The 14,501-nt window shown below is 71.6% G+C and carries 10 protein-coding genes; 2 read left to right on the top strand and 8 right to left on the bottom strand.

The window, feature by feature from the left end; all coding sequences use genetic code 11:
* Positions 1–12 precede the first annotated feature (12 nt).
* The 8 genes from holA to leuS form a co-directional block, all read right to left on the bottom strand.
* On the bottom strand, positions 13–1,002 hold the full coding sequence (gene holA / locus ACIBJH_RS10475; RefSeq protein WP_399116453.1) for a DNA polymerase III subunit delta: 990 nt from the start codon (positions 1,000–1,002) through the stop codon (positions 13–15).
* 84 nt (positions 1,003–1,086) lie between these two features.
* Positions 1,087–1,332: a hypothetical protein gene (locus ACIBJH_RS10470; RefSeq protein WP_201056499.1), complete on the bottom strand. Its 246-nt coding sequence runs from the start codon at positions 1,330–1,332 to the stop codon at positions 1,087–1,089.
* A 48-nt stretch (positions 1,333–1,380) separates the two neighbouring features.
* Entirely contained in the window at positions 1,381–2,187 is an 807-nt protein-coding gene (locus ACIBJH_RS10465) for an arylamine N-acetyltransferase (RefSeq protein WP_399116452.1), read from the bottom strand.
* A gap of 144 nt (positions 2,188–2,331) precedes the next feature.
* Complete coding sequence (locus ACIBJH_RS10460; RefSeq protein ID WP_399116451.1) at positions 2,332–4,950, bottom strand: ComEC/Rec2 family competence protein; 2,619 nt, start codon at positions 4,948–4,950, stop codon at positions 2,332–2,334.
* On the bottom strand, positions 4,947–6,149 hold the full coding sequence (locus tag ACIBJH_RS10455; RefSeq protein WP_399116450.1) for a helix-hairpin-helix domain-containing protein: 1,203 nt from the start codon (positions 6,147–6,149) through the stop codon (positions 4,947–4,949). The genes ACIBJH_RS10460 and ACIBJH_RS10455 overlap by 4 nt, the downstream gene beginning before the upstream one ends.
* 159 nt (positions 6,150–6,308) lie before the next feature.
* Complete coding sequence (locus ACIBJH_RS10450; protein ID WP_399116449.1) at positions 6,309–7,154, bottom strand: DegV family protein; 846 nt, start codon at positions 7,152–7,154, stop codon at positions 6,309–6,311.
* Positions 7,155–7,262: 108 nt separating this feature from the next.
* Positions 7,263–7,994 (bottom strand): hypothetical protein, encoded by a 732-nt coding sequence (locus tag ACIBJH_RS10445; protein ID WP_399116448.1) that lies wholly within the window; start codon positions 7,992–7,994, stop codon positions 7,263–7,265.
* Positions 7,995–8,157: 163 nt separating this feature from the next.
* Positions 8,158–11,046, bottom strand: coding sequence for a leucine--tRNA ligase (gene leuS / locus ACIBJH_RS10440; protein ID WP_399116447.1), 2,889 nt, complete (start codon positions 11,044–11,046; stop codon positions 8,158–8,160).
* 430 nt (positions 11,047–11,476) lie between these two features.
* Here leuS and ACIBJH_RS10435 point away from each other — a divergent pair, with 430 nt between their 5' ends.
* Together ACIBJH_RS10435 and ACIBJH_RS10430 are read left to right on the top strand one after the other, a co-directional pair.
* Positions 11,477–12,769 (top strand): cytochrome b/b6 domain-containing protein, encoded by a 1,293-nt coding sequence (locus tag ACIBJH_RS10435; protein ID WP_399116446.1) that lies wholly within the window; start codon positions 11,477–11,479, stop codon positions 12,767–12,769.
* A complete protein-coding gene (locus ACIBJH_RS10430) occupies positions 12,766–14,379 on the top strand; it encodes an NADH-ubiquinone oxidoreductase-F iron-sulfur binding region domain-containing protein (protein ID WP_399116445.1) in 1,614 nt (537 codons plus the stop codon). Before ACIBJH_RS10435 ends, ACIBJH_RS10430 begins: the two co-directional genes overlap by 4 nt.
* The last annotated feature ends 122 nt before the right edge of the window (positions 14,380–14,501 follow it).

Raw genomic sequence — 14,501 nt, 5'->3', positions numbered from 1 at the left:
GAGGGCAGGGGGTCAGGACTGTCCCCGGGACCGAGCGGCCCGGGCGATCGTGACGACCGCCTTCTCCAACGCGTACTCCGGATCGTCCCCACCGCCCTTCACTCCCGCGTCCGCCTCGGCCACCGCCCGCAGCGCGACGGAGACCGCGTCCGGTGTCCAGCCCCGCATCTGCTGCCGCACCCGGTCGATCTTCCACGGCGGCATCCCCAGCTCACGCGCCAGATCCGCCGGCCGCCCGCCACGCGCGGACGACAGCTTCCCGATCGCCCGCACCCCCTGCGCCAACGCGCTGGTGATCAGCACCGGCGCCACCCCGGTGGACAGCGACCACCGCAGCGCCTCCAGCGCCTCCGCCGCCCGCCCCTCCACGGCCCGGTCCGCGACCGTGAAGCTCGATGCCTCGGCCCGCCCCGTGTAGTACCGCCCGACGACCGCCTCGTCGATGGTCCCCTCGACATCGGCGACCAACTGGGAGACTGCGGACGCCAGTTCCCGCAGATCGCTGCCGATGGAGTCGACGAGCGCCTGGCAGGCCTCCGGCGTGGCCGATCTCCCGGTCGCCCGGAACTCGCTCCGCACGAAGGCCAGCCGGTCCGCCGGCTTCGTCATCTTGGGACAGGCCACCTCCCGCGCGCCCGCCTTGCGCGCGGCATCGAGCAGCGCCTTGCCCTTGACCCCGCCCGCGTGCAACAGCACCAGGGTGATCTCCTCGGCGGGCGCCCCGAGATACCCCTTCACGTCCTTGACCGTGTCCGCGGACAGATCCTGCGCATTGCGTACGACCACGACCTTGCGCTCCGCGAAGAGCGAGGGACTGGTCAACTCGGCGAGTGTGCCGGGCTGCAGCTGGTCCGAGGTCAGGTCACGTACGTCCGTGTCGGCGTCGGAGGCCCTGGCGGCGGCCACCACCTCCTGCACGGCACGGTCGAGCAGGAGGTCCTCCTGGCCCACGGCAAGCGTCACCGGGGCGAGAGGGTCGTCATTCGCAGTCTTCTTGGCCATCTCGTAAAGCATCGCACGCGGCACTGACAACGGGGGTGGGTGCGGGTCGCACCGGGTGCTGCCCCGTACGTGGGCTCGTGACCGTTACGGCTCCTCGCGCCAGCCGTCCCACTCCCCCGCGAACGCGTCCAGCTCACCGGGGTCGAGCCGTCCGTGCTCGTCCCGCAGTACCAGCAGCCACTGCGCGTCCTCGGCATCGTCCTCGCCGGCCAGCGCGTCCCGCACCAGCTGCGGTTCCTCGTCGAGGGCGAACCGCTCCCCGAGCGCCTCCGCCGCCTCCTCGGCCGTGTCACGGTCGGGCAGCACCAGCACATGTCTCACATCACTCACGGGGACATCTTCCGGTACGGCCGCGGGCTCGCGCGCACACCCCCACGGTTACGCGGGCGTGCGTACCGTCGGCACCTCCTCCAGCTCGATCCCGAACCGCTCCCGGTACACCGCCAACACCTCGTCGTCCGTTGCGAGTTCACTCACATCCCGGGTTCCGTCCGGCGCCGTCACCGTCAGGCCGCGACCGCTGAGCGTGATCCTCCCTCCGTCCTCCGTGAGCCGCGAGCAGACCAGCGACTGCGTGAAGTGCGACACGGGCGAAGTGCTGTGCCACCACGCCCCGGCCACGAAGTCAGCGAGCGCCCGGGGCCGCACCTCCAGCCGGTACTCGGGCTTTCCGTTCCGGACCACGTCCAGGTCCGTCTCCGTCACGTCCTCGTCACTGGCTGACGCGGCGACCCTGAACGTGCCGCCGGGGTCCGCCTGTTCTCCCCGTTCCCCGAAGGCCAGGGGGTAGTGGCTGTGCGTCCCGAACCCCACGTCGGCCAGCCACACACTCCCGTCCGCCGCCCGCACCCACAGCGCGAGATGGTCGTACGGGATTCCCAGACGCCCGCCGTCCCCGTACACCCGAGCCGACAGCAGCGCGACGTCGAATCCCAGCGCGGCGAGCAACGCCCCGAACAGTCCGTTCAGTTCGTAGCAGAACCCGCCCCTGCCCGCGCCCACGATCTTGTCCAGCAGCCGCTTCTCCTCCAGCACGATCTCCTCTCCCAGATGAATCGACAGATTCTCGAAGGGCACGCTCTGCAGATGGCGCAGATGCAAGTCGCGGAGGACGTCGACGGTGGGCAGCGCCGGGCGCGAGACTCCCAGCCGGCGGAGGTAGGCATCAACCTGTGCGGGATTCATGCCACCAGTCTCACGCCGACCTCGGCTCGGTGCCCATGGCGCCGGGCTCGGTGCCGAGCTCGGTGCCGGGGAGGGGCCCTCCCCCCCCTCCCCCTCCCCTCCCTCCCCCGCCGCCCCGCCTCCCTCCGTCCCGTGTCACCCGCCTCAGTCCGGTGTCACCCGCAGCCCGTCCCCCTCGCCGCCCACCGCCAGGGCCCCGTCCAGGTCCGTCCGCAGGACCACCGCGCCCATCGCGCGCAGCGCCGCGACCGTGCTGGGGGCCGGATGCCCATAGGGGTTGTCCGCACCGCAAGAGATCAGCGCCAGCCGCGGGGCCACCCTGCGCATCAGGTCCGGGTCCTGGTAGGCCGAGCCGTGGTGGGCGACCTTGAGGACGTCCACGCCTCCCAGCAGCGCTGCCGCCGGTGACCTCAACAGCTCCTGCTGGGCCGGGGGTTCGAGGTCCCCGAGCAGCAGCAGGCGCAGCCCGGCCGTCCGGACGAGCAGCGTGACACTCGCGTCGTTCGGGCCGTCCTGGTCCGGTACCGGTTCCGGTGGCGGCCACAGCACCTGCCAGGAGAGCGGACCGGCGCGTCGCTGTTCCCCGGCGGCGGCCCGGGTGATCGGGATGTGTCGTTCCGCTGCCGCTCTTCGTACGAACTCGGCCTGGTCCGTGGGCTCTTCGAAGGACGTCGTCTCGATCGCGCCCACCGAGCGGCCGCGCAGCACTCCGGGCAGTCCGGCGACGTGGTCGGCGTGGAAGTGGGTCAGGACGACCAGTGGAATCCTGGTGATGCCGAGCGTGCGCAGGCACTGGTCGACCAGCTTCGGATCGGGTCCGGCGTCCACGACCACGCCGGTGCCCTCGCCCGCCGCGAGCACCGTCGCGTCGCCCTGTCCGACGTCGCACATCGCGAACCGCCAGCCCGGCGGCGGCCATCCCGTGATCACCCGGGTGAGCGGCACCGGCTCGACCACGACCAGCAGGAGCAGCAACCCGCAGACACCGCACAGCCACGGATGCCTCAGCAGCCTCCGGCCGACCGGCACAAGGACCGCGACGGCTACGGCGAGGAGCAGCGCCCCCGTCCAACTGCCCGGCCAGTCCACTCCCCCACCGGGTAGCGCCGCGCCGGTCCGGGCCACGTCCGCGATCCACCCGGTGGGCCAACTCGCGCCCCAGGCAAGGACTTTGGCCACCGGCATCAGCATCGGTGCCGTCGCCAGCGCCGCGAAGCCCAGCACCGTGGCCGGTGCGACGGCGACCTCCGCGAGCAGGTTGCACGGCACCGCGACCAGGCTGACCCGCGCCGACAGCACGGCCACGACCGGCGCGCACAGTGCCTGGGCGGCGGCAGCGGCGGCCAACGCCTCGGCCAGCCGAGGGGGAACCCGGTGCCGTCGCAGCGTCTCGCTCCAGCGTGGCGCGAGCGTGAGCAGGGCTCCGGTGGCCAGCACGGAGAGCAGGAAGCCGTAACTGCGGGCCAGCCAGGGGTCGTACAGCACCAGGAGCAGTACGGCCGTCGCCAGCGCCGGGATCAGTGATCTGCGGCGTCCGGTCGCCAGGGCGAGCAGTGCCACGGCTCCGCAGGCCGCGGCCCGGAGCACGCTCGGGTCGGGCCGGCACACGACGACGAACCCGAGTGTGAGTACCCCGCCGAGCAACGCGGTCGCCCGGAGCGAGATGCCCAGGCGCGGTGCCAGGCCTCGGCGTTCGACGAGCTGGGCGAGACCGGGCGGTCCGATGAGGAGGGCGAGCAGGATGGTCAAGTTGCTTCCGGAGACGGCGAGGGTGTGTGCGAGGTCCGTCTCCTTGAAGGCTTCGTCCAGCTCGGGTGTGATGCGTGCGGTGTCGCCGACGACCAGCCCCGGCAGCAGCGCTCGCGCGTCCCCAGGCAAGCCGTCGGTGGCCTCACGCAACCCGGCCCGCAACCGCCCCGCGAACCGTTGGGCCCCGGACGGTTCCCCCACCACTTCCGGCACCGGCTGGTTCCGTACGCGCAGCACGGCCGCGACCCGGTCCCCGCTCGTCAGGGAGGGCGCCAGCCGCGCGGTCACCCGTAGCCGCGTGGACGGCAGCAGCCCGAGCCAGGGCGAGTGCTCCGGGCCACCGGCGGATGAGCCCGGATCGATGATCAGCAGCACCGGCGCCCGTGTCTCCACGACCGTCCCGTCCGTCTGCTCAACCCGCCGTACCTCCGCCTCGATCAGCACGGAGACCGGAGCCGCGTGATCCCCGCTGATCCGTGGCCGGGTCAACCGTGGATCGGAACCGACGTCCACCTCCGCGGTCACGGACGCGTACTGCCGCGCCAGTTCGGGCACCGGTCCACGGCGTAGATCCGCCCCGTGCAACCCGGCGGAGGCGGCGGCTGCCGCGAGGGAGAGGAGCAGGGCGGCGATGGAGGCACGGGGCCAGGAGGCCCGGGAAGGGTCGGCCGGTGTTGGGGGCGGCTCGGGGTGGGTGGGCGGTCGGGAGAAGGCACGGCTGCCGCCCACCCCGCCCCGTCGTCGCGCCAGCAGAAGCACGATCGCCACCACCAGGGCGGCGACCGCGACACCGGTGGCCCAGGCCGGTGACGCGTCCAGCGCCAGCGCGGCCGTCGCCCAGGCGGCGAGCGCGGGCGGTACGAGACGTAGGTCTGTCGGGCCTTCCTGGTGGGGGTGCGCGGCGCCCCGCCGGTTCCCGGAGGAGGTATGCACGGCACGGCGGGACGAGGCGTCGTGCTGGGGTGTGGGGCGTGGAGTCCCGGCCTCGCGCGAGTCGTCGTGGACGTGGGTCATGGCCGTACCAGATCCCGTAGATCGGCGAAGCGGCGGTCGCCGATGCCGTTGACCTGGCGCAGTTCGTCCACCGAGCGGAAACCGCCGTGCTGGGTGCGGTAGTCGATGATGTGCTGGGCCAGCACGGGGCCCACCCCGGGCAGGGTGTTGAGCTGGTCGACGGTGGCCGTGTTGAGGGAGACCGGAGCACCTGGAGCAGCCGCCACGCCGGTGCCCGTTGCTCCCGTCGCACCAGGCACCGCGGCGGGTGTCGGCCCCCCGACGACGACCTGCTCCCCGTCCACAAGGAACCGAGCGAGGTTGAGCCCCTCGGTGTTCGTGCCCGAACGCACCCCGCCCGCCGCCCGCAGCGCATCCGTCACCCGCGAACCGGCCGGAAGCCGATGAACCCCGGGTTCACGGACCTTGCCGCTGACGTCCACGACGATCTCGCCGCCGGCGGCGCCTGCCGCACTCGATACGCCCCTCGCCCCGGCCGAGTTACGCGGCTCGGCTCCTTTGCCCGTGCTGCCGACCCCTTCATCGCCCCCGGTCCCATAGGGAGCCGCCGCCCGCACCACCTCGGGGGCTCGCACAGGTTGGGTCCGGCCCACCCAGAAGTGCTGCACCGCGAAGACCGCGGCCACCACGAACAGCACACCGAGCGCGACCACGCTCCGCCGCTCCAGCCCGCACCGCGTCTGCACCCACACCGGCATCCGCTCCCGCAGCGCCGACCCGGCCCGCTCCCGCCAGACCCCCACCTCACGGCCGCCCCCGACATCGGCCTCCTCACCGTCCCGGCCGTCTCCGGTGTCTCCGCCCCTTACGGGCACCTTGGGCACGTCGGACACGTCGGACACCTCAGGCCCCGCGATCCCCTCGATCCCCTCGATCCCCACGGACCCTCCGCCGTACGAGACGTCAGAGACGACAGACGTCGGTCCAGCACCCGCCGGCACCCCCACCCGGACCGTCGCCCGGGCTGCCACCCCAACTTCCCGCTCCTCTCCCGGCGGCCCGTTCCCCAACTCCCTTCGCTCCCCTGCGCGTTCGGCGAAAAGAAGTGCCGCGCGTCGCCGGAGTTCGTCCGCCGAAGCCTGGCGGTGTGCCCGGCCCCGGGTCGGTGTGCGGCGATGGCGGGTGCGGCCGTCCGAGGACGGGGCGCGGCCCGGGCCGCTGGTCGCGGTCGCTGTGTGTGAGCGTGATCGAAGTGCCATGCGCCGAGGATCGGGCATCTGGCCACTTCGCGATGATCTTGGTCAATTCCCGGGGACGGCCGCCCAGTTGTGGATAACTCCGTCACCCGCACGAGTCACCGTCCGGACCCGCCGGACCCACTGACCCCGACGAACACCCGCGCATGCCGCGGGCAGCCGTCACCGCGGCGAAACCACGGCCCCCAACAGCCCGGGCCCGGTGTGCGCCCCGATCACCGCCCCGACCTCGCTCACATGGAGGTCGGCCAGTCCGGGCACCCGCACCCGAAGGCGCTCCGCGAGGGCCTCCGCGCGCTCGGGTGCGGAGAGATGGTGGACGGCGATGTCGACCTGGGCGCTGCCCGCCCGGTCGGCCACGATCTCCTCAAGGCGGGCGATCGCCTTCGACGCCGTCCGGACCTTCTCCAGGGGTTCGATGCGTCCGCCCTCCAGCTGGAGCAGCGGTTTCACGGCGAGCGCGGAGCCCAGCAGGGCCTGGGCCGCGCCGATACGGCCGCCCCGGCGCAGGTAGTCGAGGGTGTCGACGTAGAAGTAGGCGGAGGTTCCCGCGGCCCGTTTCTCCGCGGCTGTGACCGCCTCGTCCATCGTGCCGCCCGCCTCCGCGGTCTCGGCCGCGGCGAGTGCGCAGAAGCCGAGTGCCATCGCGATCATGCCGGTGTCGACGACCCGCACCGGCACCGGTGCCTCGCGGGCGGCGAGGACGGCCGCGTCGTAGGTGCCCGAGAGTTCGGCGGAGAGGTGGAGGGAGACGATGCCGGTGGCGCCGGACTCGGCGACCCTGCGGTAGGTCTCGGCGAAGAGCTGGGGGCTGGGCCGTGAGGTGGTGACCGGGCGCCGCTTCTGCAGGGCGAGGGCCAGGGAGCGGGTGGAGATCTCGGTGCCCTCTTCGAGTGCCCGGTCGCCGAGGACCACGGTCAGCGGCACCGCTGTGATGCCGTGGCGCTCCATCGTCAGCGGCGGCAGGTAGGCCGTTGAATCGGTGACGATCGCGACATGGCGGGACATGAGCTGGAGGTTACCTGCCGTAGCGGCCGGGCGGCAGCCCGACCCCTTTCACCTGGGCCGGAACCGGCCGGATCACACCGTGCCGCAGGCTGGCGCCGTGCCGCCCGGTCAAGTCGTGCTCTCGGGGCGGGGTTTCTTCTGCCAGGGGTAGCTGGGGCGCCGGGCCGGCGGGGTGATGGCGGAGGGTGCGGGTTGCTCGGCGGCGGGGCGGGAGCGCGAGGTCTCCGGCCAGGTCTGGTGGGCCGTCGTGGCGTCGGCGGCCGGGGCGTCGGGCCACGGGGGTGGCGCGTGCTCCGACTTCGTCCAGTGCCGCAGGGCTCCTGCCTCCACGTCTATCTGGGCGCTGAGCGCGTCGAGGTCGTCCTCCGCGAAGCGGCCGGCGCGGTCGCGGGCGGCCCAGCGCAGTGAGTCGGCGGATTTCGTGATGCGCTCGGTGCGCTCGCGCAGGGCGGGCAGTCGCTCGGCGAGCATTCTGCGGTCCGGCTCGGACTCCAGGCGTTTGAGTTCGCCGTCGAGTTCGCGGCCGTGTGCGCTGAGCCGCTGGAACAGGCCGAGGGATTCTTTCAGGGACTCGTCCTCGGTCACGCCCGCGTGCAGCGCGTCCTGGGTCGCGCGCATCGATGTGCGCAGCGCGAGCCGCAGTTGGGCCACCTGTCCCTGCGGGCCGGGCTGGGCGAGGGACTTGGCGCGCAGGGTGTGGTCCTCGACCGAGCGCCGGGCCTGCGCGACCGTACGGTCGACGCCTCGCTTGGCCGCCCCGACCGCCTTGACCGCCGCATAGCCGCCTGCGACCACGAACAGCAGGAAGAGAAGGGCGAAGACTGCGATCACGGCTTCCAACGCTCCTCCACCGGCTCCGGGCGGCACACGCCGCGCCGCTCTTCAACGGTAAACGCAAAGGGCAGGTCCGGAGTTCCAAAAGAACCCCGAACCTGCCCGTAGGGGACTACCCCGAGGCGCTCACCACGGCCCCGTCGAAGGACCGCGCTGGAGCGCCGGAGGACTATGCCGGAACGATGTTGACCAGCTTCGGCGCCCGCACGATGACCTTGCGGATGCCCGCGCCCTCCAGCGCGGCGACGACCTTCTCGTCGGCCAGCGCGACCTTCTCCAGTTCGGCGTCGGAGATCGTCGGAGGGACCTCCAGGCGTGCCTTGACCTTGCCCTTGATCTGCACGACGCAGGTCACGCTCTCGTCCACGACGTACGCCGGGTCGGCCACGGGGAAGTCCTGGTGGACCACCGTGTCGGTGCGGCCCAGCTTGCGCCACAGTTCCTCGGCGACGTGCGGGGCCAGCGGCGCGATCAGCAGGACCAGGGACTCGGCGACGGAGCGCGGCACAGGCCCGCCCGCCTTGGTCAGCTGGTTGTTCAGCTCGGTGATCTTCGCGATGGCCGTGTTGAAGCGCAGCCCCTGCAGGTCCTGGCGGACACCGTCGATCGCCTTGTGCAGGGCACGCAGCGTCTCCACGGCGATGTCGGCGTCCGGGACGTCGACGACCGTGACCTCGCCGGTCGTCTCGTCGACGACGTTGCGCCACAGTCGCTGCAGCAGCCGGTACTGGCCCACCACCGCGCGCGTGTCCCACGGCCGGGACACGTCCAGGGGGCCCATCGCCATCTCGTACAGGCGCAGGGTGTCGGCGCCGTACTCGTCGCAGATCTCGTCCGGAGTGACCGCGTTCTTCAGGGACTTGCCCATCTTGCCCAGCAGCCGGGAGACCTTCTCGCCCTGGTGGTAGTAGGCGCCGTCGCGCTCCTCGACCTCGGCGGCCGGCACCGGGAAGCCGCGGCCGTCACGGTAGACGTAGGCCTGGATCATGCCCTGGTTGAACAGCTTGTGGAACGGCTCCGGGGACGAGATGTGTCCCAGGTCGAACAGCACCTTGGACCAGAAGCGGGCGTACAGCAGGTGCAGTACGGCGTGTTCGGCGCCGCCGACGTACAGGTCGACGCCGCCGTGCGGCATGCCCGCGCGGGGGCCCATCCAGTACTGCTCGATGGCCGGGTCGACCAGCTTCTGGTCGTTGTGCGGGTCCAGGTAGCGCAGTTCGTACCAGCAGGAGCCGGCCCAGTTGGGCATGGTGTTGGTCTCGCGGCGGTACTTCCGGGGGCCGCGTCCGTCGCCCAGGTCCAGGGTGACGTTGACCCAGTCCGCGTTGCGGGACAGGGGCGTCTCCGGGGACGTGTTCGCGTCGTCCGGGTCGAAGGTGCGCGGGGAGTAGTCCTCGACCTCCGGCAGCTCCAGGGGCAGCATCGACTCGGGCAGCGAGTGGGCGACGCCGTCCTCGTCGTAGACGATCGGGAAGGGCTCGCCCCAGTAGCGCTGGCGGCTGAACAGCCAGTCGCGCAGGCGGAAGTTGACGGTGCCCTCGCCGATGCCCTTGCGGGCCAGCCACTCGGTGATGCGGGCCTTGGCCTCGGCGACGGGCAGGCCGTCCAGGGAGACGTCGTCGTTCGAGGAGTTGATGATCTTCGCGTCGTAGGACCCGAAGGCGTTCTCCCAGGTGGACGTGTCGGTGCCGCGGCCGTCGGTGGGCTCGACGATGCAGGTGATCGGCAGTTCGAAGGCGCGCGCGAAGTCGAAGTCGCGCTGGTCGCCCGCGGGGACGGCCATGATCGCGCCGGTGCCGTAGCCCATCAGTACGTAGTCGGCGATGAAGACGGGGATCCGGTCGCCGTTGACCGGGTTGGTGGCGAACGCGCCGGTGAAGACACCGGTCTTGTCCTTGGCCTCGGCCTGCCGCTCCACGTCGGACTTGGTGCCGGCCTGCGCGCGGTAGGCGGCGACGGCCTCCCCCGGGGTGGCGTGCGAGCCGGTCCACACGTCGTGGGTGCCCTCGGGCCAGGTGGCCGGGGTGAACTTGTCGACCAGCGGGTGTTCGGGCGCCAGCACCATGTAGGTCGCGCCGAACAGGGTGTCGGGGCGGGTGGTGAAGACGGTGATGTTCTCGCCGTCTACGGGGAAGTCGACGCGGGCGCCCTCGGAGCGGCCGATCCAGTTGCGCTGCTGCAGCTTGATGGCCTCGGGCCAGTCCAGCTCCTCCAGGTCGGACAGCAGCCGGTCGGCGTAGGCGGTGATGCGCATGTTCCACTGGCGCAGCTTGGCCTTGAAGACGGGGAAGTTGCCACGCTCGGAGCGGCCGTCGGCGGTGACCTCCTCGTTGGCCAGGACGGTGCCCAGGCCAGGGCACCAGTTGACGGGCGCGTCGGAGGCGTAGGCCAGGCGGAACTCGCTCAGGACGTCGGCGCGTTCGGTGGCGGTCAGGTCCGGCCACGCGCGCGTGTGGCCCGGTACGGCGCGCTCACCGGACTCGAACTGGGCGATCAGCTCGGCGATCGGGCGGGCCTTGTCGGCCTCGTCGTCGTACCAGGAGTTGAAGATCTGCAGGAAGATCCACTGGGTCCACTTGTAGTACTCCGGGTCGATCGTGGCGAACGACCGGCGCTTGTCGTGGCCCAGGCCCAGGGCGCGCAGCTGGACCTTCATGTTCTCGATGTTGGCCTCGGTGGACACGCGCGGGTGCGTGCCGGTCTGCACGGCGTACTGCTCGGCCGGCAGGCCGAAGGCGTCGAAGCCCAGGGTGTGCAGCACGTTGTGACCGGTCATCCGCTGGAACCGGGCGAACACATCGGTCGCGATGTAGCCCAGGGGGTGGCCGACGTGCAGGCCCGCACCGGAGGGGTACGGGAACATGTCCATGATGAACTTCTTGGGGCGGGCGGCCAGTTCGGGGTCGCCGGCCAGGTCACCGCTCGGGTTCGGGGCCTCATAGGTGCCCTCGGCGTCCCAGAAGTCCTGCCAGCGTGCCTCGATGTCCGCGGCCATGGCGGCCGTGTAGCGGTGCGGCGCGACCACCTCGGCGGCGGCAGCGGGGTTCGTCTCGCTCATGATCCTCAAAGCTCCATCGATCGTCTCTGCCAGCGGCTGCGTCGTTCGGGCTGTGATATTCACCAAACGAAAAATCCCCTCGCACAGGAGGGGACGCCGCGCCGATTCCGACCTCACCGCTCACCGGTGGTCGGGACTGATCAGCGCGGCTCGCTAAGCAGAAGGCGTACGGCACGCATGGCATGAGGGTACCGCAGCGCTTGAGCACAACGCGACGCGCTTCCGTATCACCCTTGGCACCCTGACCACACCGGCCAACACTGAACCAAGTTCAAGGACTACCTTCGCGTACCACCCACTACGGGACATCACAGCAAGCGCCTTGTCGTTTGATAACAACGCAATAACTCAAACCTCGTACCCACCGGTATGGAGCCACTTAGAGTTCGGCAGCGGGACCGCTTTCCCGATACTGCTCGGAGTTGCCCCCATGAACGCTCGTCGTAGTACCAGTTCGCTCCCCAAGCCGGGCCGTTCGGCCTATGGCGTGGTGAGCCTCGTCGTCCTGATCTTCATACCCGTGTTCGTGCTGGCCGGAGGCAGCCAGGTACAGGACTTCCTCAACTTCGGTGCGGGCGTTCTCTCGCTCGTGTCGCTCACCTGCTCGGTCATCTGGGGGCTCGTCGCCCAGGACCGGGTCGTTCTCAACATCCGCCAGCGGATCGTGGCCCAGGGCATCCACCGGGTGACCGCCGTCGGCTCGATCGCGTTCCTCGTGATCCACATCACGGTTAAGCTGGCGCTCGACCACACCGTCCTGATCGCCGCGCTGATCCCGTTCAGCCTCGGCGTGAAGGGCAGCGCCGGGCTCATCGGCCTCGGCTCCCTGGCCGGCCTGCTCATGATCTTCGTGGGCATCACCGGCGCCCTGCGCAACCAGTTCGCGTCGCCGGCGCCGGTGGCCGCCCGCTGGCGCGCGATGCACATGCTGGCCTACCCGGCCTGGTGTGCTGCGCTGGTCCACGGCCTGTTCGCGGGCCGCGCGGCGAAGCCGTTCTTCATGATCTCGTACGAGCTGTGCCTGGTCGGGGTCGCCGGGGCCCTGGCCCTGCGCTCGGCGCCCCGCCCGTTCAAGCGCAAGTTCGCCGACAAGATCGCCATGCTCCTGGGCAACGAGGAGCGGCCGGGTCTCGACGAACTCGACGCGAGCCGGGGCCGCGTGGCCGAGTCCGCGCTGCCCGGCTTCGAGAGCCGTCGTCCGGCCGAGGGCCGACGCGCCGCGCAGCAGCCCTCGTTCACCGAGACCGGGTCGATGCCGCGCGTGGACCCGGCCGCCGCGCAGTACGAGACGAGGTCCATGACCCCGGTCGCCGACACGAACGGCTTCGCGGCCGCCTACCGCACCGCCACGCCGGAGTCGACCGGCCAGATGCCGTACGTCACCGACCAGACCGCGCGCGCGGACAACGGCGGCAGCACCTCCGGAAGCTGGCCGATCCCGTCGCCGCCGCCGGTCGGCGAGGCGCCGCCGTCGGCCTACGACCCGCTCCAGGACACCGGCTACAACATTCCGACATACAACAACAATGCGGGCGCGGGCGGGTACGGCGACGGATACGTGTACCCCACCGGTGAGTCGAACGGCACCCCCGGTACGTACAACTCTGGTGACACGTACAACAGCGGTCCCGCCACCGATCAAACGCCCAACGCTTCGTACGACTTCGACGCGCAGGGCGGCTCGGGCGAACCTTGGAACACGCCTTCCGGAGGCTATAGGTGAACGAGGCCCTGCCCGACGTCCCAGAAGTCCGCGTGGTCGGACTTCCTCAGCTCACATCGGGCTTCGACCTTGTCGAGAGACTTGACCTGCCCATGCACCTCAAGGTGCACGGGCCGCTCGAACCGATGGGCGGGGAGCAGCTCGCGAAGCTCTCCGAGGCCATCAACCTGAAGGGCCGCGGCGGCGCGGGTTTCCCCTTCCACAAGAAGCTGCGTTCGGTCGCCGAGGCGGCGATCAAACGCGGTGTACGACCGGTCGTCGTCGTCAACGGCAGTGAGGACGAACCGGCCTGCCGCAAGGACACGGTGCTCATCAACCGTGCCCCGCACCTCATCCTGGACGGCGCCCTGCTGGTCGCCGAGGCCCTGGGTGCCCGCACGCTCGTGGTGGGGGTCACCCGTGAGTCGACGCAGCGCTCCATGGAGCAGGCGCTCGCCGAGCGCGGCCTGAGCAACACCCGCCGCTCGGCGCTGAAGGCGTTCGTCCAGCGCAACCCGGTCCGCATGGTCACCGGTGCCGCCGCGTCGCTGATCCGCTCGATCGACGGCGGCCCGGCGATCCCGCCCGGCCGCAAGGTCAGCGCCTCCCAGAACGGCGTCGGCGGCGCCCCGACCCTGCTGTCGAACGCCGAGACCTTCGCCCAACTCGCCATCGCCGCCCGCATCGGCCCGGAGCGCTACGGCAACACCGGCCTCTACGACGAGCCCGGCACCGTCATGCTCACGGTCTCCGGGGCGGTCGCGCGCCCCATGGTGATCGAGGTCCCGACAGGTGTGCCGCTGCGCTACGTCCTGCAGCTGGCCGGCGCCCCGCCGGTCCCCCAGGGGGTGCTGACGGGCGGTTACCACGGCAAGTGGATCGACGCGGCGACGGTCAACGAGGCGATCGTCTCCCGCAACTCCCTGGACGCGGTGGGCGGTGCGCTCGGCGCGGGCGCCATCATGCCGATCACCCAGGAGACCTGCCCCCTGGGCGAGTCGCTTCGTGTGGCCCAGTGGCTGGCCGACGAGAGCGCGGGACAGTGCGGTCCCTGCTACCTCGGCCTGCCCGCCGCCGCGCGCGGCATGGAGGACATCCTCAACGGCGGCGGCCCGGCCGCCCTGGAGGCGCTGAAGCAGGTCGCCAAGGCCGTGAAGCGGCGCGGTGCGTGCTCGCACCCGGACGGCTCGGCGATGTTCCTGGAATCGACCATCAAGGCGTTCACGGACGACCTCGCCGCCCATGTCCTCGGAAACGGCTGCGGAAGGCCCGTGGAGGGCGTTCTGCCGCTCTTCGAGGGCGGCCAGCTCCCCGCGGGCATCACGAGCGGCGCGGAGGCCGAGGACAACGGTCCCAGCCGTCAGAAGATCTACGTCGACTGGACGCTGTGCCGGGGCCACGGTCTGTGCGCGGACATCCTCCCGGAGGTCTTCGAACTCGGCGCCGACGGCTTTCCCACCGTCGCACAGGCCCAGGTGCCGCGTTACGCGGAGGCGAAGGCGCTCCGCGCGGTGCGCCGCTGCCCGGCGCTGGCCCTGCGCCTGGAGGAGGAGACGGCCAGGGACAAGGGCCCGTCCCGCAACCTGCCGGTCCTCTCCCAGGGCCGCGGCCGGCGGGCACTGGGCCGCTGAGCACACGGACGGGGGGGGGGGGGCGGGGGGCGCGGGGGGGGGGGGGGGGCGGCCGGCGCCGGGGCGAAGACCCCCCGCGCCCCCCCGACCCGCCGGGGGTTGGGGGGGGGGGGGGACTGGGT

The organism is Streptomyces sp. NPDC050548, from assembly GCF_044457385.1.
In the GTDB taxonomy this organism is placed as follows: Bacteria; Actinomycetota; Actinomycetes; order Streptomycetales; family Streptomycetaceae; genus Streptomyces.
The sequence above is the reverse complement of the archived record's forward strand: the minus strand, read 5'-3'. Positions and strand labels throughout refer to the sequence as shown.

Coding starts and splice junctions, on each gene's coding strand:
- holA (WP_399116453.1), bottom strand. CDS start 1,002: ATGGCCAAGAAGACTGCGAATGACGACCCTCTCGCCCCGGTGACGCTT.
- ACIBJH_RS10465 (WP_399116452.1), bottom strand. CDS start 2,187: ATGAATCCCGCACAGGTTGATGCCTACCTCCGCCGGCTGGGAGTCTCG.
- ACIBJH_RS10460 (WP_399116451.1), bottom strand. CDS start 4,950: ATGACCCACGTCCACGACGACTCGCGCGAGGCCGGGACTCCACGCCCC.
- ACIBJH_RS10455 (WP_399116450.1), bottom strand. CDS start 6,149: ATGGCACTTCGATCACGCTCACACACAGCGACCGCGACCAGCGGCCCG.
- ACIBJH_RS10450 (WP_399116449.1), bottom strand. CDS start 7,154: ATGTCCCGCCATGTCGCGATCGTCACCGATTCAACGGCCTACCTGCCG.
- leuS (WP_399116447.1), bottom strand. CDS start 11,046: ATGAGCGAGACGAACCCCGCTGCCGCCGCCGAGGTGGTCGCGCCGCAC.
- ACIBJH_RS10435 (WP_399116446.1), top strand. CDS start 11,477: ATGAACGCTCGTCGTAGTACCAGTTCGCTCCCCAAGCCGGGCCGTTCG.